The organism is Rhodobacter xanthinilyticus, from assembly GCF_001856665.1.
In the GTDB taxonomy this organism is placed as follows: domain Bacteria; phylum Pseudomonadota; class Alphaproteobacteria; order Rhodobacterales; family Rhodobacteraceae; genus Rhodobacter; species Rhodobacter xanthinilyticus.
Genome location: NZ_CP017782.1, coordinates 231,009 through 246,578, shown reverse-complemented (window position 1 = coordinate 246,578; position 15,570 = coordinate 231,009). Strand labels below are relative to the sequence as shown.

General features: G+C 64.5%; 19 protein-coding genes. 17 read left to right on the top strand and 2 right to left on the bottom strand.

The window, feature by feature from the left end; translation table 11 throughout:
• Nucleotides 1–20: 20 nt before the first annotated feature.
• From LPB142_RS18020 to LPB142_RS19245, 14 genes are all read left to right on the top strand, one after another.
• The gene (locus LPB142_RS18020; RefSeq protein WP_071167389.1) at nucleotides 21–425 is read left to right on the top strand and encodes a single-stranded DNA-binding protein; all 405 of its coding nucleotides are present in this window, start codon (nucleotides 21–23) and stop codon (nucleotides 423–425) included.
• Nucleotides 426–568: 143 nt separating this feature from the next.
• Nucleotides 569–823 (top strand): type II toxin-antitoxin system ParD family antitoxin, encoded by a 255-nt coding sequence (locus LPB142_RS18015; RefSeq protein WP_071167388.1) that lies wholly within the window; start codon nucleotides 569–571, stop codon nucleotides 821–823.
• Nucleotides 801–1,112 carry a type II toxin-antitoxin system RelE/ParE family toxin gene (locus LPB142_RS18010; protein WP_071167387.1) on the top strand — a complete coding sequence of 104 codons (312 nt, stop codon included), beginning with the start codon at nucleotides 801–803 and terminating at the stop codon, nucleotides 1,110–1,112. The genes LPB142_RS18015 and LPB142_RS18010 overlap by 23 nt, the downstream gene beginning before the upstream one ends.
• A 60-nt stretch (nucleotides 1,113–1,172) precedes the next feature.
• Entirely contained in the window at nucleotides 1,173–1,559 is a 387-nt protein-coding gene (locus tag LPB142_RS18005) for a hypothetical protein (protein ID WP_071167386.1), read from the top strand.
• A 163-nt stretch (nucleotides 1,560–1,722) separates the two neighbouring features.
• Nucleotides 1,723–2,922, top strand: a complete 1,200-nt coding sequence (locus LPB142_RS18000; RefSeq protein WP_071167385.1) for a DUF932 domain-containing protein — start codon at nucleotides 1,723–1,725, stop codon at nucleotides 2,920–2,922.
• 126 nt (nucleotides 2,923–3,048) lie between these two features.
• A complete protein-coding gene (locus LPB142_RS17995; RefSeq protein ID WP_071167384.1) occupies nucleotides 3,049–3,489 on the top strand; it encodes a JAB domain-containing protein in 441 nt (146 codons plus the stop codon).
• Nucleotides 3,490–3,600: 111 nt separating this feature from the next.
• On the top strand, nucleotides 3,601–4,116 hold the full coding sequence (locus LPB142_RS17990; RefSeq protein WP_071167383.1) for a hypothetical protein: 516 nt from the start codon (nucleotides 3,601–3,603) through the stop codon (nucleotides 4,114–4,116).
• A gap of 99 nt (nucleotides 4,117–4,215) precedes the next feature.
• Complete coding sequence (locus LPB142_RS17985) at nucleotides 4,216–4,497, top strand: hypothetical protein (RefSeq protein WP_394328613.1); 282 nt, start codon at nucleotides 4,216–4,218, stop codon at nucleotides 4,495–4,497.
• Between the two features lie 75 nt (nucleotides 4,498–4,572).
• The gene (locus tag LPB142_RS17980) at nucleotides 4,573–4,992 is read left to right on the top strand and encodes a hypothetical protein (protein ID WP_071167382.1); all 420 of its coding nucleotides are present in this window, start codon (nucleotides 4,573–4,575) and stop codon (nucleotides 4,990–4,992) included.
• Nucleotides 4,985–5,629 carry an antitoxin of toxin-antitoxin stability system gene (locus tag LPB142_RS17975; RefSeq protein WP_071167381.1) on the top strand — a complete coding sequence of 215 codons (645 nt, stop codon included), beginning with the start codon at nucleotides 4,985–4,987 and terminating at the stop codon, nucleotides 5,627–5,629. The genes LPB142_RS17980 and LPB142_RS17975 overlap by 8 nt, the downstream gene beginning before the upstream one ends.
• 57 nt (nucleotides 5,630–5,686) lie before the next feature.
• The gene (locus LPB142_RS17970; protein ID WP_071167380.1) at nucleotides 5,687–6,280 is read left to right on the top strand and encodes a DUF6088 family protein; all 594 of its coding nucleotides are present in this window, start codon (nucleotides 5,687–5,689) and stop codon (nucleotides 6,278–6,280) included.
• A gap of 120 nt (nucleotides 6,281–6,400) precedes the next feature.
• Complete coding sequence (locus LPB142_RS17965) at nucleotides 6,401–6,802, top strand: MbcA/ParS/Xre antitoxin family protein (protein WP_071167379.1); 402 nt, start codon at nucleotides 6,401–6,403, stop codon at nucleotides 6,800–6,802.
• The gene (locus tag LPB142_RS18800) at nucleotides 6,799–7,500 is read left to right on the top strand and encodes an RES family NAD+ phosphorylase (protein WP_083392800.1); all 702 of its coding nucleotides are present in this window, start codon (nucleotides 6,799–6,801) and stop codon (nucleotides 7,498–7,500) included. Before LPB142_RS17965 ends, LPB142_RS18800 begins: the two co-directional genes overlap by 4 nt.
• Before the next feature lie 36 nt (nucleotides 7,501–7,536).
• Nucleotides 7,537–7,713, top strand: a complete 177-nt coding sequence (locus LPB142_RS19245; protein ID WP_156894461.1) for a hypothetical protein — start codon at nucleotides 7,537–7,539, stop codon at nucleotides 7,711–7,713.
• Nucleotides 7,714–7,838: 125 nt separating this feature from the next.
• Here LPB142_RS19245 and LPB142_RS17960 read toward each other — a convergent pair whose 3' ends face one another.
• Entirely contained in the window at nucleotides 7,839–8,102 is a 264-nt protein-coding gene (locus LPB142_RS17960) for a hypothetical protein (protein WP_071167378.1), read from the bottom strand.
• Nucleotides 8,103–8,297: 195 nt separating this feature from the next.
• Here LPB142_RS17960 and istA point away from each other — a divergent pair, with 195 nt between their 5' ends.
• Together istA and istB are read left to right on the top strand one after the other, a co-directional pair.
• On the top strand, nucleotides 8,298–9,785 hold the full coding sequence (gene istA / locus LPB142_RS17955; protein WP_071165182.1) for an IS21 family transposase: 1,488 nt from the start codon (nucleotides 8,298–8,300) through the stop codon (nucleotides 9,783–9,785).
• Nucleotides 9,782–10,546, top strand: a complete 765-nt coding sequence (gene istB, locus LPB142_RS17950; protein WP_071165181.1) for an IS21-like element helper ATPase IstB — start codon at nucleotides 9,782–9,784, stop codon at nucleotides 10,544–10,546. Before istA ends, istB begins: the two co-directional genes overlap by 4 nt.
• A gap of 182 nt (nucleotides 10,547–10,728) precedes the next feature.
• On the opposite strand, the gene LPB142_RS17945 is transcribed toward istB, so the two are convergent.
• Nucleotides 10,729–11,025, bottom strand: a complete 297-nt coding sequence (locus tag LPB142_RS17945) for a hypothetical protein (RefSeq protein ID WP_071167447.1) — start codon at nucleotides 11,023–11,025, stop codon at nucleotides 10,729–10,731.
• Between the two features lie 175 nt (nucleotides 11,026–11,200).
• Here LPB142_RS17945 and LPB142_RS17940 point away from each other — a divergent pair, with 175 nt between their 5' ends.
• Entirely contained in the window at nucleotides 11,201–15,559 is a 4,359-nt protein-coding gene (locus LPB142_RS17940) for a strawberry notch family protein (protein WP_071167446.1), read from the top strand.
• The last annotated feature ends 11 nt before the right edge of the window (nucleotides 15,560–15,570 follow it).

Sequence of the window (15,570 nt, the reverse complement as noted above, 5' to 3'; positions counted from 1 at the left end):
AGGACACACAGGAGCTTACCATGCAAAACATCGTCATCCTCGCCGGCAACATCGGTCAGGCCCCCGAAATCCGCACCACCCAGGGCGGCACCAAGATCACCAACTTCAGCCTTGCCACCTCGCGCCCCCGCCTCTCGGAAGGTCGCGTCCTGCGCGACGAGAACGGCTACCGGATCATGGACACGGAATGGCACCGCATCACCTGCTTCAACGGTCTCGGCAAGACGGTCGCTGAGCACTGCGAAAAGGGCATGAAGGTCCTCGTCCACGGCCGCATCCACTACACCAAATGGACCGACAGCGCGGGGACCGACCGCTACGGCTGCGAGATCATCGCCGAGAAGGTCGACTTCCTGAGCCGCCCGAAGTCGGCCGAGAACGAAAACCCCGAGCTGGTCGACCGCGACGACGATATCCCGTTCTGAGGAACGGGGTCTCCCCCTCGGGCCCGGCGGGGAAACCCGCCGGGCTCGCTGCGCGCTCATGGCAAGTCGCGCAGGACGGCGTCGGTACGGTTTGACAAACTTTGCCAAATCGTGTCACCATTTTTGCGAAGGAGATCGCGACCATGGCAACAATGAACGTCTCTTTGCCGGCCCCTATGAAGGCCTGGGTCGAGGCTCAGACCCAAGATGGGCGCTACAGCAATGCCAGTGATTATGTGCGCGATCTGATCCGCCGCGATCAGGACCGCCAGCAGGCCATTGCCGAGTTGCAGCAGATTGTCGATGAGGGTTTGGCCAGCGGCCCGGGTGCGCGTCTGGATGTGGAGGCTTTTCTTGCCCGCAAGCGGCAACAAGATGCCAGAGCCGAAGATCGTTGAATATCGGCTCTCACCTGCCGCGCTGAGCGATCTCGACGCGATCTGGGATTATAGCGCACGCATGTGGTCCGCCACGCAGGCTGAAACCTATATCCGCGGGCTCGCCTCTGACATGGACCTGCTGGTCCAGCACCCGGGCATTGCGCGCGAGCGGACCGAAATCCGCCCTCGTATCCGCCTCTACCGCTCGGGATCGCATCTGATCATTTACCGTATCGAGGCGGAGTGGCTTGAGGTGCTGCGCATCGTGCATGCGCGGCAGAACTGGGCCGCGTATCTGACTGAGTGACCCGACGCTTTCGCCGCCATCTTTGCCCGAGCGGGTGCTGCTCACCGAGAGGAGTTGAACATGAAGGTCGAGGACGAAGAACGCATCGCGGCCAATCTCTCGAAGATCATGGCCATGATCTGCATCCGCAACACGCGGCTGGAGGATTTGCATGCCGGACTGCAGCCGGTGACCCTGACAGGCGATTATTCGGACGTGAACGTGGTCGACGGGACGGGGCGGACCATTCCTTGGCGTGAGGTGTCGCATCTCGATGATCAGCAGATGGCGGACTTGATGCGGGAGATTGTCGAGCGCCTCTTCACCTTCCACATGCGGCGGGACGATCCAAGTTTTCGGGACCATCTCGACCGCTGGATGGCTGCGTCGAACAAATGGGACAACCCTGTGCTCGACAAGGCATTTCTTGATGCCGTGGCAGGACTGGGGGCTCCCCGGAAAGCCTGATCTATGTGCAGGAATGGACGCGGTCGACGCTTGAGCGAAGGGCTTCTCCTGCGATCCGCGTCTCGCGCGCCAGCCTCCTTGAGAGTGAGAGGCGTGCCGGTTTTCCGGTGACGGGTTGAGGGCTGGGAGAGAGGCTCCCGGCGCCTGTCGCGGAGGAATGCCGATGGGCGTTGTGGAAGTTCTGGATCCGGTCGCACCGGCGCGGGCTGGTGGCTGGAAGGTGGATGTGAGCCGGGGGGAGCGCAACGGGCGGGTGTCGTCCGAATGGTTCAACCGGCCCGATGACGAGCGGTATCTGTCGCTCGACGATCTCTGGGCCTCGGTGAAGGGGCGCTCCGAGCGCAGCCGCAGCCGGGTGGTGCAGACGGCCGATATACGCGTCGAGGCCGCGCGCGATAGCGCCGAGCGGCTGCATCTGGTCCTGCCGAAAGCCGAGGCGCCGGTTGCGCCGACGCATTGGGCCTTCGGCCAGCTTGCCAGCATCGTGGGCGCCCCGGCCTCCTACCTGCGGCAGCTGCCCGCGCCACTGGCGGGGATCAACCTGCAATACGGCCTCTCCAACCACCGCGCCGAGCAGGTCAAAACCTTCGAAACCGAGGATGGCCGCACCGAACTGCGCGCCGTGACGGGGCCTGATTACGGCCGTATCCACGATTACGAACTGGTCGAGGCGGTGCAGCGTCTTGCGGGCAATGGCACCGGCGACACGCGCTGGAAGGTGCCGGGCGTACTCGACTGGTCGACGGGGGTCTACAACCCCGATGTCGAGATCAGCCGTGACACGACCACGCTCTATGCCTCGGACCGCGACGTCTTCCTGTTCCTCGTCGATGATCACAACCCGATCGAAGCGGGACGTCTGCCCGACGGCTCCCCCGATCTCTACTTCCGGGGCTTCTATTGCTGGAACTCCGAGGTGGGTGCGAAGACCCTCGGCATGGCGAGCTTCTACCTCAGGGCGGTGTGCCAGAACCGCAACCTCTGGGGCGTCGAGGATTTTCAGGAGATCAAGATCCGCCACTCGAAATACGCCGCCTCGCGCTTCGCCCATGAGGCGGCCCCGGCGCTGACGCGCTTTGCCAATTCCTCGCCGCAGGGATTCGTGAACGGCATTCAGGCCGCGCGGCAGCAGATCGTGGCGCGGACCGACGAGGACCGGGATGATTTTCTGCGCAAGCGCGGCTTCTCGAAGGCCGAATCCGGCAAGATCATCGAGAAGGTGCTGATGGAAGAGGGCCGCCCACCCGAGAGCATCTTCGACTTCGTGCAGGGGATCACCCGGCTCGCGCGCGACAAGACCCAGCAAGATGTCCGCCTCGACATGGAAGGGCGGGCCAAGAAACTGCTCGACCGGGTCGGCTGAGGCGACACCCTGCGGAGCGGCCACCCCTATGCGTGGTGGCCGCTCCTCTTCCCGTTCATCCGCACGCCGCTGACCCCGCGCCCGAACGGGCAGGGGCTTCGGCGCTTTCACTTCAGCGAGACCCCCATGACCCCCCAGGAAGAAACCGTCATCCTCGAGGCCCGGGACATCCTTGGCCGATACCTCAGCCAGAACCCGGTCATCGGCAGCTGGCAGGCGCTGCTCGACTATTGCGCGCTCACCGTGCGCGGACCGATCGAGCGGTTCCATGTGCTCTATCTCGACCGCAAGAACCGCATCATCTCCGACGAGCTGCTTTCGACCGGAACGGTCGATCACGTCCCCGTCTATCCGCGCGAGGTGATCAAGCGGGCGCTGATGCTGAACGCGAGCGCGCTGATCCTGATCCACAACCACCCTTCGGGGGATCCGACGCCGTCGGAGGCCGATCTCAGCATGACCAAGGAGATCCAGAAGGGCTGCCGTTATCTCAGCCTGACGCTGCATGACCACATCATCGTCGGTGCCGGGGCCGAGATGAGCCTGAGGGCCCTCGGCAAGCTTTGAAGATCAAGCCGGGTCCTGAACCGTCGCCCTTCGAGGAAGAGGGCGGCGGTTTTGGGGTGACGGTGAAGGTGGGGAGAGAGGCTTCCCGCCCCCGTCGCAGGAGAATTTGAGATGCTCGATCAAGGGTTCCATGCGCGAAAGGCGACACCGACGAAGTGCTTTGACGCCGATGCCTTCCCCGCGCCCAATCCCGATCTGCCCTTCGTTCTGAAACTTGTCGCCCCGGATAGGGGCGCGGCAATGGCCGGGCTGGACCGCCCGGTCGAGCTTGACCGCTATGCGTCGCTCGCTGACGCGATGTTCGCTGCGGTCGTGTTGGCACAGGAAGTCGGCGCCGATGTTGCCCCGCATATGATGGTGATCCTCGATCGTGAAGAGCGGCTCGTGCTGGCGGGAGAGTTGGCGGACGGCGCGATTGCCTGGTGCAACCCGGTCCTCTCCGCGCCCGAGGCCCGTTCGGTGTTGCGCGAGGCGAGCGGCTTGCGTGCGCGGGCGAGCCAGGCGGCCGGATGGCGCGAACATGGGTTCGTGGCGCATCTGCGCCGTCGCGCGGATCAACTCGAGGGACGTCTTGTCGATCCGCTCTGGCGTGCCATCGCCGCCCGCGCGCTGCAGGTTGCGGCGTGAAAACCGAGAGATCGAGAAGGGCAGGGGGGCTTAGGGCGTCGCCGGGGGAGAGATCGCCCGGTCCGGCGTTCCCCCTTTTCCCGAACCGGAGTTGACCCGATGACCATGACCGAAGTCCCCCTGCGCGCCGCAGATGGCGCCTTCGGCCGTCGATCTGGCCCGGATCTTTGCCGCGCCGCTGACGTGACCGATCCCGCCTATCTGCGCCTCGGCCTGCCGGTGACGGCATCGCCGCTGGCCGTCCTTCGCGCGGCGGTCCGGGCGCTTCATTCCGATACCCGCGCCGTTCGGGGGTTTCGGGCGGCGCGCAAGCGGTTTTACCGGCAGATGCTTTGTGCCCATGCGGCGCGTCAGGCCGCAGGCGACCAGCGCACCGGCTGAGCGCGCCCGCCCATCGTTTCGTTCCAATCCAGCGCCCGGCCCCTTGGCCGGGCATTTCACTCTCAGGAGGTTCCCATGGCGGACTACTTCACCCATTTTTCGTGCCTGATCGATGTCGGGACGGCCGAAAAGGCCGCCCGCGCGCTCGCGCTGTTTGCGGATTTGCGCGCGGCCGATCAGGACGCCGACGACCCGGAGGTCGCGGGCTTCGATCTCGCGCTTCAGGATGCACCCGAGGGCAGCATCCTCTGGATCCATGACGACGAACACGGCGATGTCGAGGCTGTGATCCGCTTCGTGCTGCGCCTCGCCGAAGACCTCGACCTCACCGGCCTCTGGGGCTTCCAATATGCCCTGACCTGTTCCCGGCCCCGCCTCGATGCCTTCGGCGGCGGCGCGCATGTCATCGATCTGGGCGCGCGCAAATCCATCGGTTGGACCAGCACCGAGGAATGGCTGACCGCGGCGCTGAACGGCGAGGACATCGATGCCTGAGGTTATCTGCACCACCGTCTACCAGTTCCCTGAACTCTCGGATGCCGCCAAGGAGAAAGCGCGCAGCTGGTATCGCGACCTCGCGCCCTATGACGATTGGTGGGACGCGGTCTATGAGGATTTCGAGCGGATCTGCGAGATCCTCGGCATCCGCCTGAAGACCACGCCCGTCCGCCTGATGGGCGGCGGGACGCGGGCCAAGCCCTGCATCTGGTTCTCCGGGTTCTGGAGCCAGGGGGATGGCGCCTGCTTCGAGGGCTACCTCCACAACGCCAAGGGTGCCGCCGCGCGCATTCGGGACTACGCGCCGACCGACGCGACGCTGCACGGCATTGCCGACCGGCTCCAGGCCATCCAGCGCCGGAACTTCTATCAGCTCGCCGCCGAGGCGACCCATCGCGGACGCTACTACCACGAATATACCATGTCCGTGGATGTCACGCGCGACAGCCCAACCTGTCAACCGCCCACCGAGGATGCCGAGGAGATCGTGGCCGAGGCGCTGCGCGATCTGGCCCGCTGGCTCTACCGCCAGCTTCAGGCCGAATACGATCACCTCACCTCGGATGAGGTGATCGAAGAGGGGATCATCGTCAACGCGTATACCTTCACCGAAGAGGGGCGGCGCTTCGGGTGACGCCGCACGGTTGAAAGCTGTCAGAAAACCGCGTATATTTCTGACAAAGGAGCGATCATGGAGCGCATGGCTGAGAGCATTCTGAACGTTGCCGCGGCGCTGCCGGAGGGGGTGCCCTTGGCAGCGAAGAGCCTGTTGCACCTCGGCTCGCGCGCGGCGGTCGATCAGACGCTATCGCGTCTGGCGGCACGCGGCGAGTTGATCCGAGCGGGACGCGGCATCTACATGCGCCCGGTCCAGACCCGCTTTGGGCCGCGCAGCCCGTCGGCCGAACAGGCGATTGAAGCGCTGGCTGTTCAGCGTGGCGAGACGATTGTGCCGAGCGGTGCTGCCGCTGCGAACGCTCTGGGCCTGACGACGCAGGTGCCGGTCAAATCGGTTTACCTGACTTCCGGTCGAAGCCGTGTGCTGAACCTTGGTCGGCAGGCTGTTGAACTGCGTCATGCGCCGCGCTGGCAGTTGGTTCTTGGAAACAAAATATCGGGCCAGGCCGTCCGAGCGCTGGCTTGGCTTGGACCGGATGAAGCTCCGATGGCCCTGCAAATCCTGCGATCCAAGCTCACGGAGGCGGCAAAGACCGAACTGGTTTCCGCCGCGCCTCAGTTCCCGACTTGGCTGGCTCGATTGGTCGGAAAAATGGTCCATGGCTGAGGAATTCCTTCGCCTCAGGTGATCCAGGTGGATCTGGATCAGCGTTTCGGGTGAGCAGAAAGCATGACGGTGGGTTCATGTGATCTTTACAGGCGGTCCATATGGTCTATATTGAAGCCGATGGAGGACGCCATGTACGTCGCAGAGAAAATCCGGGAACCCGCACAGATCAACGCCGTCGCGCTGAAGGCCTATGCCCGCGTGGCCGATGCCTGGGGTCTCAGCCTGAAGGAAGCGGCTGGCCTTGCCGACATGTCAGAGAGCACGTGGAAGCGTGCGAAGAAGCCGGCGTTTGCGGGGGAGCTCACCAAGGATCAGCTTTTGCGGTTGAGCGCCGTCATCGGCATCTACAAATCGCTTGAGCTCTATTTCTCCGAGCCGCTCGCGCGCAGCTGGTTCACCCGACCGAACACCGGTCCGCTGTTTGGGGGCAGCCGCCCAGTCGACACCGCCATCGACGGGGGCTTGCCGCAGATCCTTGCCGTGCGGAGCTATCTTGATGCGTTGCGTGGTGGGGCATGAAGCGGACCGAGATTTCCGATCGTGGTCTCGTTCGTCTCTTGCCCGCAACGTACCACAAGCCACCTACGCTGCGCGGACTCGTCGATAACGATGACGAGATGGAGATCCTCGCGGAAATCGAGGGGCTGACAAGCGGCCGGCTTTTGGCTGAACGTGGCCGAAACCCGCATCTGGACCCGCGCGAGCTTGCTTGGCAGCGCCGCAGCCGAGATCTCAGAATCTATGGCGACAGCCACGTCAACGCGGCTTTCACTTACACTCGAGCCGGTGGAAACCGGTTCAACTCGGAAGAACGTGGTGCCTGGTATTGCGCTTGGGACGTTATGGTTTCCGTCAGTGAGGTTGCCTGGCATCGCACACGGGAACTCGGCTTTACCGGCTGTTTCGAGGACAGCGCCCGCTATGTGGAACTGCTTGCGGATTTTATCGGGGCATTTGATGACATCTCCGATGAGCCGGATCATCCCGCACTTCATCCGGAGCCGGAAGTTGGTTATCCGGAGGGGCAAAGCCTCGCGCAGCATCTCCGTCGAGCGGGTTCCCGAGGCCTGATTTACCCCTCGGTGCGGGCACCAGCTCCAAGAGGCAATTGTCTGGTATGTTTCGAGCCGCGAGCAATCCAGAACGTTCGGCCGGGCGCGTCTTGGGACCTTGTTTGGGATGGGACGCCGCACTACGCAATCATGGCGGTCGGCTGATCGGTCGAAAAGTAATTGTCGCGGAGGCACGTAAAGATGGCAACACCCGATATCGAAAGCCCTGACCGCACCGATCTCAAGAAGATCGACAATGAGTGTTTCTTTGAGGCGATAGACTCGCTGCCTTCGCCGACCGAAGCCCTGCGCTCGGCCTTTCGTCGGGCGAAAACGCGGTCATTTTGCCGAAAAACAGGGCTTCCAACCACCGACTGAGTTCACCGGTCTTCTGTGATTCCCATAGACGCGACGAGGATGGCGAAGGCTCGGCTCGCCTGGTCAATGATCGCCATTGCAACGTCGAAGAGCTCGGGCAAGCGGCTTGGTTGAGGGGTGTTCATTCAGATCGCGAGGGGAAGCTCGTATCCGGCGAGATCGGAGAACTTCTTGGCGACGGCGGTGACGGCGTCTTTGCTCACATCCATCTCGTCGATGAACGAGTGCTGCAGTTTGGGCGAAACCTCCGACAGGAAGGTGAACACGCTGCAATCGCAGGACTCGGCACTCCTGATATCGGCGATCTTCTCGGCAAGCTCTGCAGCCGTCAACAGCACACCGTAGGGCGCGCTGACTGTCGACATCACCTTTGCTGCAACCGAGGCCATGGCATCAACTCTGTACGGATTTCTGGTCCGTCAATGTAGTCGATGCCCCCCAACAAAGCAATTAAGCCCTTTCGGGTGGAAACGGCGGTGCAAAATTAGGCCACGGTAGCGGCGGGATCGTCTCGCTGCGGGCGGAGTAAAATCCTGCCACTTTTCCCTTCTTGCGGCAGCAGGGAGGGTGGGGAGATTTATACCGTGGAACTTTACAAGAAGGTTCGCTTGGCGTGTGCCGAGGGCATGAGCGCGCGGGCGGCGGCGAAGCATTTCAACATTTCGCGCGGGACGGTTGAGAAGATGTTGGCCTTCTCGGTGCCGCCTGGCTACCGGCGGGACAAGCCGATCAGGCGGCCGAAGCTGGACGGGTTCACCGAGTTCATTGACGCCTGGCTTGAAGCCGACAAGGCGGTGCATCGCAAGCAGCGTCATACGGCCAAGCGGATATGGGAACGGCTTCAGGCCGAGCATGGCTTCACCGGCGGCTATACGATCGTCAAGGATTACGTGCGTGAGCGTGAGCGGCGGACACGGGAGATGTTCGTGCCACTGGCCCATCCGCCGGGCCATGCTCAGGCCGATTTTGGCGAAGCGGTCGTCGTCATCGCCGGTGTCGAGCAGAAGGCGCATTTCTTTGTCATCGACCTGCCGCACAGCGATGCCTATTTCGTCCGGGCCTATCCGGCGGCGACGGCGGAGGCCTGGATAGACGGGCATGTCCGCGCCTTTGCCTTCTTCGGCGGGGTGCCGCAGTCGGTGCTCTACGATAACGACCGCTGCCTGGTCTCGAAGATCCAGCCAGATGGCACGCGCATCCGCGCCACGCTGTTCAGCGGCTTGCAGTCGCATTACCTGTTTCGGGATCGCTATGGTCGGCCCGGGAAGGGGAACGACAAGGGCGCTGTCGAGGGGATGGTCGGCTACGCCCGCCGCAACCACATGGTGCCGATCCCCCACTTTGCCAGTTGGGACGCCTTCAACGCCGACCTTGAAGGGCAGTGCTGCGCACGCCTCACGCGCATTCTTCGGGGTCACAAGGAGACGATCGGCGAGAGGCTGCAGCGCGATCTGGCGGCGATGCGCCCATTGCCTACTGCCCCGTTCGACGCCTGCGACCAAGCGAGCGGCAGGGTCAGCTCGCAGTCGCTCGTGCGCTATGACACCAACGATTACTCGGTCCCGGTCGCCTATGGCCATCAGGATGTCTGGATCCGCGGCTATGTCGATGAGGTCGTGATCGGCTGTCGCGGGGAGGTGATCGCCCGACACCCGCGCTGTTACGATCGCGAGGACATGATCTTCGACCCGGTTCACTACCTCCCGCTGATCGAGCGCAAGATCAATGCCTTGGACCAGGCTGCGCCTCTGGCGGAATGGGACCTGCCCGAAGAGTTCCAGACTTTGCGCCGCCTGATGGAGGCGCGCATGCTCAAGATGGGGCGCCGCGAGTATGTGCAGGTGCTGCGGCTGCTTGAGACCTTTGGCATGGATGACCTGCATGCCGCCGTGAAGAAGGCCCTGAAGCTGGGCGCGGTCGGCTTTGACGCCGTGAAGCACCTCGTGCTTTGCCAGGTCGAGAAGCGCCCCCCAAGGCTTGATCTCGATGTCTACCCCTACCTGCCGCGGGCGAACGTCGAGACGACGCGTGCGGCCAGCTACATGGCCTTGATGTCGGAGGCGGCGGAATGAGCGAGGCTCCGAAGATCCTGCTTGCCCACCATCTGAAGACGCTGAAGCTGCCCACCTTCCTGCGGGAACACGAGAAGGTTGCGCGCCAATGCGCCGCCGAAGGGTTGGACCATGTCCAATTCCTGTCGCGCCTCGTTGAACTGGAACTCATTGACCGCGAGCGGCGGATGGTCGAGCGCCGCATCAAGGCTGCGAAGTTCCCGGCCACCAAAAGCCTCGACAGCTTCGACTTCAAGGCGATCCCGAAGCTGAACAAGATGCAGGTGCTGGAACTGGCGCGCTGCGAATGGATCGAACGGCGTGAGAACGTGATCGCCCTTGGCCCCAGCGGAACCGGCAAGACCCACATTGCCTTGGGCCTCGGGTTGGCGGCCTGCCAGAAGGGCATGTCTGTCAGCTTCACCACCGCCGCCGCGCTGGTCAACGAGCTGATGGAGGCGCGAGACGAACGTCGGCTGCTGCGCGTCCAGAAGCAGATGGCTGCCGTCAAGCTGCTGATCATCGACGAGCTCGGGTTCGTGCCCCTGTCAAAGACCGGCGCCGAGCTGCTTTTTGAGATGATCTCCCAGCGCTACGAGCGCGGTGCCACGCTGATCACCAGCAATCTGCCCTTCGATGAATGGACCGAGACCTTCGGCACCGAGCGGCTGACCGGCGCGCTCCTCGACCGGTTGACCCACCACGTCAACATCCTCGAGATGAACGGCGAAAGCTATCGCCTCGCGCAAAGTCGCGCGCGCAAGACCGGCGACAACACCTGATCCAAAGTATCAGACTTGGACCTGACGGTCCAAGGCGGCCAGTCACCCGCAAGCTATATGGAGAGCGCGGCTGACTGGCCGCCGCCCATCAGCCGCGTCTCGCGCAAACCCAAAGTGGCCCAATTTTGCGCCGCCCCGTGGCCCAATTTTACTCCGCCGTTGACACCTTTCGGGTGTATTTTTCACCTGTTCCCGTCGATCCACTTCGACATCAGCCCCTTGTCGCGAAAGCACTCCTCCGGCACGGCGCGCCGTTTGATCCGGGCGAGTTTTTCCGCGAAGGCCACCTGCTTCGAGGTCGGCCGTTGGTCCACCTCAGACATCGGCTTCATCCGGGCTTGCGCCTCGATCCAGCCGCTCAAGGTCCGGCGGTCCTGCTGCACGTCCCACGGCAGAAGGGTCCCGTTGCGCAGGGCGAGCGATCGCGCATAGGCGATCTGCTTGGGCGTTGCGGGCAGCGCGTTCGCTGTGCTTTCCATGGTCGATCTCCCCTGCTGGCTTGGCCTTCAGAATAGAACAAAGAGGGAACAAAATCAAGCCGGGCGCCGGGAGACGGAGGGTCGAGAGGGAGAGATGGGTCGGGAAAGGGCAGGCCTGCGGGTGCCCGAGAGAGGGTGTCCGGGCTGGCCCTATCCCTCAATCCGGAGTTTCCCGATGACCTTTCTTCCTCCTGTTGCGCCCGTGCCGCCCGTGCGGTCTTTGGATCCGGCGCCGGCGATCCTCGCTGTTGCCGAAGCGCTGCAGCCTGATCTGGCGCATGGCACGCCGATCGACGCTGCGCGTCTGCGGCTTGAGATGGAGCGCGCCTTTGGCGGCTCCGATGCGTCGGGCGCCTGGGATTGGAAGCTCGCCTATGAGGCGGGCGAGGTGGCGCTTGTCCTCTTCCTGCGGAAATTCGGTCGCGCGCTTCTCGCCCGGGCGGGCTCGCCTGCGGCGCTGCTGCCCATCCTGACGAAGGTCGCGGGTCTTCTGCCGAGCCATACCCGCCGCTCGGAGGAGATGGAGCTGTTCCAGCAATTCTCGACGCCGCTGCCGATGGGGCTCGCGGCCCTTGCCGCAGCGCAGATCACGCCCCTCGATCTGGTACTCGAGCCTTCGGCCGGAACCGGGCTTCTGGCGATCTTGGCCGAGATCGCGGGGGGCGGCCTTGCGCTGAACGAGCTCGCGGGCATGCGCGCCGATCTTCTGCAACGGCTTTTCCCGGGCCGCCCCGTCACCCGTTTTGACGCCGCGCAGATCGACGATCATCTCGATGCGGGGCTGCGCCCGAGCGTCATCTTGATGAACCCGCCCTTCTCGGCCCTCGCCAATGTCGACGGCCGCACCACCGAGGCGACGGCGCGGCATCTGCGCTCGGCGCTGGCGCGTCTTGCGCCGGGCGGGCGGCTCGTCGCCATCACGGGAGCGGGCTTCGCGCCCGACGCCCCGGATTGGGCCGAGGCTTTCGCGCGCCTGACGGAAACCGCGCATCTGGTGTTCACAGGCGCGGTGTCAGGGGCCGCCTTCGCGCGGCACGGCACCAGCTTCGAGACGCGGATCTCGGTCTTCGACAAATGCCGTGGCGGCGAGAAGGGCGGCATCACGGCTGACCTGCGTTCGCCGATCTCCCCGGATGTGGCGCATCTCTTGTCGCGGATCGTGACCGCAGTCCCGCCGCGCCTTGCGCTGGATCAGCTCGAACCGGCGGGGCAGGGGCCTTCCTTCCCCTTCCGGGGAAATCCTGCCCCCGCTGCGCGCAGGCTCATCACCCCCGCACGCGCGACGTCTGCGGCGCGGCCCGCGCCAGTCCTGACGCTGATCGAGGCCGAAGAGCTCGACTATGCGCTGCGCGATACCGCCGAGGATGGCAGCACCGCTCAGATGTCGGATGCGATCTACGAGACCTTCCGCCTGCAGGCCATCGAGATCCCCGGCGCGGCTGCGCACCCGACCAAGCTCGTGCAATCGGCTGCGATGGCCTCGGTCGCGCCCCCCAAACCCGGCTACCGCCCCAAACTGCCCGCCGCCGTCCTGCGCGAGGGCCTGTTGTCTGACGCACAGCTGGAGACCGTGATCTACGCGGGCGAGGCGCATTCTGCGCATCTTGCGGGATCGTGGAGTGTCGATGAAACCGGCGACATGGTCTCGGCTGCGCCCGACGATGCGGCTGACGCAGTCCGCTTCCGTCGCGGCTTCTTCCTTGGCGATGGCACCGGCGCGGGCAAGGGCCGCCAGTCGGCCGGCATCCTGCTCGACAACTGGGCGCAGGGCCGCCGCAAGGCGCTCTGGATCTCGAAAAGCGACAAGCTTCTCGAGGATGCGCAACGCGACTGGTCGGCCCTTGGTCAGGAGCGGCTTCTTGTGACGCCGCTCTCGCGCTTTGCGCAGGGGCGCGACATTCCCCTGACCGAGGGCATTCTTTTCACCACCTATGCGACGCTGCGCTCGGAGGAGCGCGGCGCGAAGAAATCCCGCGTCGATCAGATCGTCGACTGGCTGGGGGCGGATTTCGACGGGGTGATCCTTTTTGATGAAAGCCACGCGATGGCGAATGCGGCTGTCGCCAAGGGCGAGCGGGGTGATCAGGCTGCCTCATTGCAGGGCAGGGCGGGTCTGCGCTTGCAGCACAGACTGCCCAATGCCCGCGTGGTCTATGTCTCGGCGACCGGGGCCACGACAGTGCACAACCTCGCCTATGCGCAGCGCCTCGGGCTCTGGGGTGGGGACGACTTTCCTTTTGCCACCCGCGCCGAATTCGTCGAGGCGATCGAGGCCGGAGGCGTCGCGGCAATGGAGGTGCTCGCGCGCGATCTGCGCGCGCTCGGGCTCTACACCGCGCGCTCGCTTTCCTATGATGGCGTCGAATACGAGATGCTGGAACATGCGCTCACCCCCGAGCAGCGCCGCATCTACGATGCCTATGCCGGGGCTTTCGCCATCATCCACAACAACCTGGCGGCGGCGATGGAGGCGGCGAACATCACCGGCGAGAGCGGTACGCTCAACCGTCAGGCCAAATCGGCGGCGCGGTCGGCTTTCGAGAGCGCCAAGCAACGCTTCTTCGGTCATCTGCTCACCTCGATGAAAACCCCCACGCTGATCGGCGCGATCGAGGCCGATCTCGCCGCGGGCCATGCGGCGGTCGTCCAGATCGTCTCCACCGGCGAGGCGCTGATGGAGCGGCGTCTGGCCGAGATCCCGACCGAGGACTGGAATGACATCCGTTGTGACATCACCCCCAGGGAGTATGTCCTGGACTACCTCGCCCATTCCTTTCCGGTACAGCTCTACGAGCCCTTCACCGACAGCGAGGGCAATCTCTCTTCCCGACCCGTGGTGCGCGATGGCCAGCCGGTCGAATGTCGCGAGGCCGCCCGAAGGCGCGACGCGCTGATCGAGAAGCTGGCTTCGCTGCCGCCCGTGCCGGGGGCACTCGACCAGATCGTGCAGCGCTTCGGCACCGATCTCGTGGCCGAGGTCACGGGCCGGTCGCGCCGGATCGTGCGCAAGGGCGAGGGGCACGCGGCGCGGCTCGTCGTCGAAACCCGCGCCGGTTCCGCCAACCTCGCGGAAACCGCCGCCTTCATGGATGATCAAAAGCGCATCCTGATCTTCTCCGATGCAGGGGGCACCGGGCGCAGCTATCACGCCGATCTCGGCGCGAAGAACCAGCGCCTGCGGGTCCATTACCTTCTTGAGCCAGGCTGGAAGGCAGATGCCGCGATCCAAGGCCTCGGGCGCACCAACCGCACCAATCAGGCGCAGCCGCCGCTCTTCCGTCCCGTCGCCACCGATGTGAAGGCGGAGAAGCGGTTTTTGTCGACCATCGCGCGCCGGCTCGACACTTTGGGAGCCATCACGCGTGGCCAGCGCCAGACCGGCGGGCAAGGCCTGTTCCGCCCCGAGGACAACCTCGAGAGCCCTTACGCCCGCGATGCGCTGCGCCAGCTTTACCGGCGCCTCTATCGCGGCGATGTGGCGGGCTGCTCGCTTGGCGACTTCGAGGATGCCACGGGCCTCAGTCTGACCGATGACAACGGCTTGAAGGACGACCTGCCGCCGATCACAACCTTCCTCAATCGTCTGCTCGCGCTGACGATCGACATGCAGGCCGTGCTGTTCTCGGCCTTCGAGGAGCTGCTCGATGCGCGGATCGAGGGGGCCATCGCCGCCGGGGTCTATGACCTCGGACTCGAGACTCTGCGCGCCGAGAGCTTCCGCGTCACGGATGCGCGCGTCATCTACACCCATCCCGGTTCCGGCGCGGAAACCCAGCTTCTCACCATCGCCGAAAAGCGCCGCAACACGCCGACCGCGCTCGCGGATGCGCTCGATTGGCTCGACGACAGACAGGCACGCCTTTTGGTCAACAGCCGCTCGGGCCGGGCGGCAGTGCAGGTGCCCGCCACCAGCCTGATGCTGGATGATGGCACCATCGAGCCGCGCCTGCGGCTGATCCGTCCGACCGAGGCGGGTACGATGCCTGCCAAGATGATGGAAGACACTCACTGGCTGGAAGCCGACCGCGCGGCCTTTGCCGCCGCCTGGAGCGCGGAACTGGCCGAGGTGCCGGAGTTCTCGGAATCCACGCTCCACATCGTCGCGGGCTTGCTTCTGCCGATCTGGAAGCAGCTTCCCCAGGACGAAACCCGCGTCTATCGGCTGCAGACCGATGACGGTCAGCGTCTCATTGGGCGCAGGGTTTCGCCCGCCTGGGTCGCGACCGCCTTGGCGAGCGATCCGCCGGAGCTCTCGGCGGCGCAAGTCCATGCCTTGGTTCTGGAGGGCAAAACCACCGTGCGCTTGGCCGAGGAGATGGAGTTGCACCGCTCCCGCGTCATGGGTGTCAACCGCATCGAGCTTTCGGGCTTTGCCGAGGCGCAAAAAGATCGGCTCAAGGCTGATGGCTTCTTCTCGGAGATCATCAGTTGGAAGCTGCGGCTCTTCTGTCCGGTCGATGCCTGCGGCATTGCGGCGCTGGAGCGCCTGCTTGCACGCTTCCCCGTCCAAGCCCTAAATGCCCGGACGTGTTAACGAGTGTGCCT

What these genes read in the sequence shown, in the direction of transcription:
- LPB142_RS18020 (WP_071167389.1), top strand. Translation starts at nt 21, where the DNA reads ATGCAAAACATCGTCATCCTCGCCGGCAACATCGGTCAGGCCCCCGAA.
- LPB142_RS18015 (WP_071167388.1), top strand. Translation starts at nt 569, where the DNA reads ATGGCAACAATGAACGTCTCTTTGCCGGCCCCTATGAAGGCCTGGGTC.
- LPB142_RS18010 (WP_071167387.1), top strand. Translation starts at nt 801, where the DNA reads ATGCCAGAGCCGAAGATCGTTGAATATCGGCTCTCACCTGCCGCGCTG.
- LPB142_RS18005 (WP_071167386.1), top strand. Translation starts at nt 1,173, where the DNA reads ATGAAGGTCGAGGACGAAGAACGCATCGCGGCCAATCTCTCGAAGATC.
- LPB142_RS18000 (WP_071167385.1), top strand. Translation starts at nt 1,723, where the DNA reads ATGGGCGTTGTGGAAGTTCTGGATCCGGTCGCACCGGCGCGGGCTGGT.
- LPB142_RS17995 (WP_071167384.1), top strand. Translation starts at nt 3,049, where the DNA reads ATGACCCCCCAGGAAGAAACCGTCATCCTCGAGGCCCGGGACATCCTT.
- LPB142_RS17990 (WP_071167383.1), top strand. Translation starts at nt 3,601, where the DNA reads ATGCTCGATCAAGGGTTCCATGCGCGAAAGGCGACACCGACGAAGTGC.
- LPB142_RS17985 (WP_394328613.1), top strand. Translation starts at nt 4,216, where the DNA reads ATGACCATGACCGAAGTCCCCCTGCGCGCCGCAGATGGCGCCTTCGGC.
- LPB142_RS17980 (WP_071167382.1), top strand. Translation starts at nt 4,573, where the DNA reads ATGGCGGACTACTTCACCCATTTTTCGTGCCTGATCGATGTCGGGACG.
- LPB142_RS17975 (WP_071167381.1), top strand. Translation starts at nt 4,985, where the DNA reads ATGCCTGAGGTTATCTGCACCACCGTCTACCAGTTCCCTGAACTCTCG.
- LPB142_RS17970 (WP_071167380.1), top strand. Translation starts at nt 5,687, where the DNA reads ATGGAGCGCATGGCTGAGAGCATTCTGAACGTTGCCGCGGCGCTGCCG.
- LPB142_RS17965 (WP_071167379.1), top strand. Translation starts at nt 6,401, where the DNA reads ATGGAGGACGCCATGTACGTCGCAGAGAAAATCCGGGAACCCGCACAG.
- LPB142_RS18800 (WP_083392800.1), top strand. Translation starts at nt 6,799, where the DNA reads ATGAAGCGGACCGAGATTTCCGATCGTGGTCTCGTTCGTCTCTTGCCC.
- LPB142_RS19245 (WP_156894461.1), top strand. Translation starts at nt 7,537, where the DNA reads ATGGCAACACCCGATATCGAAAGCCCTGACCGCACCGATCTCAAGAAG.
- LPB142_RS17960 (WP_071167378.1), bottom strand. Translation starts at nt 8,102, where the DNA reads ATGGCCTCGGTTGCAGCAAAGGTGATGTCGACAGTCAGCGCGCCCTAC.
- istB (WP_071165181.1), top strand. Translation starts at nt 9,782, where the DNA reads ATGAGCGAGGCTCCGAAGATCCTGCTTGCCCACCATCTGAAGACGCTG.
- LPB142_RS17945 (WP_071167447.1), bottom strand. Translation starts at nt 11,025, where the DNA reads ATGGAAAGCACAGCGAACGCGCTGCCCGCAACGCCCAAGCAGATCGCC.
- LPB142_RS17940 (WP_071167446.1), top strand. Translation starts at nt 11,201, where the DNA reads ATGACCTTTCTTCCTCCTGTTGCGCCCGTGCCGCCCGTGCGGTCTTTG.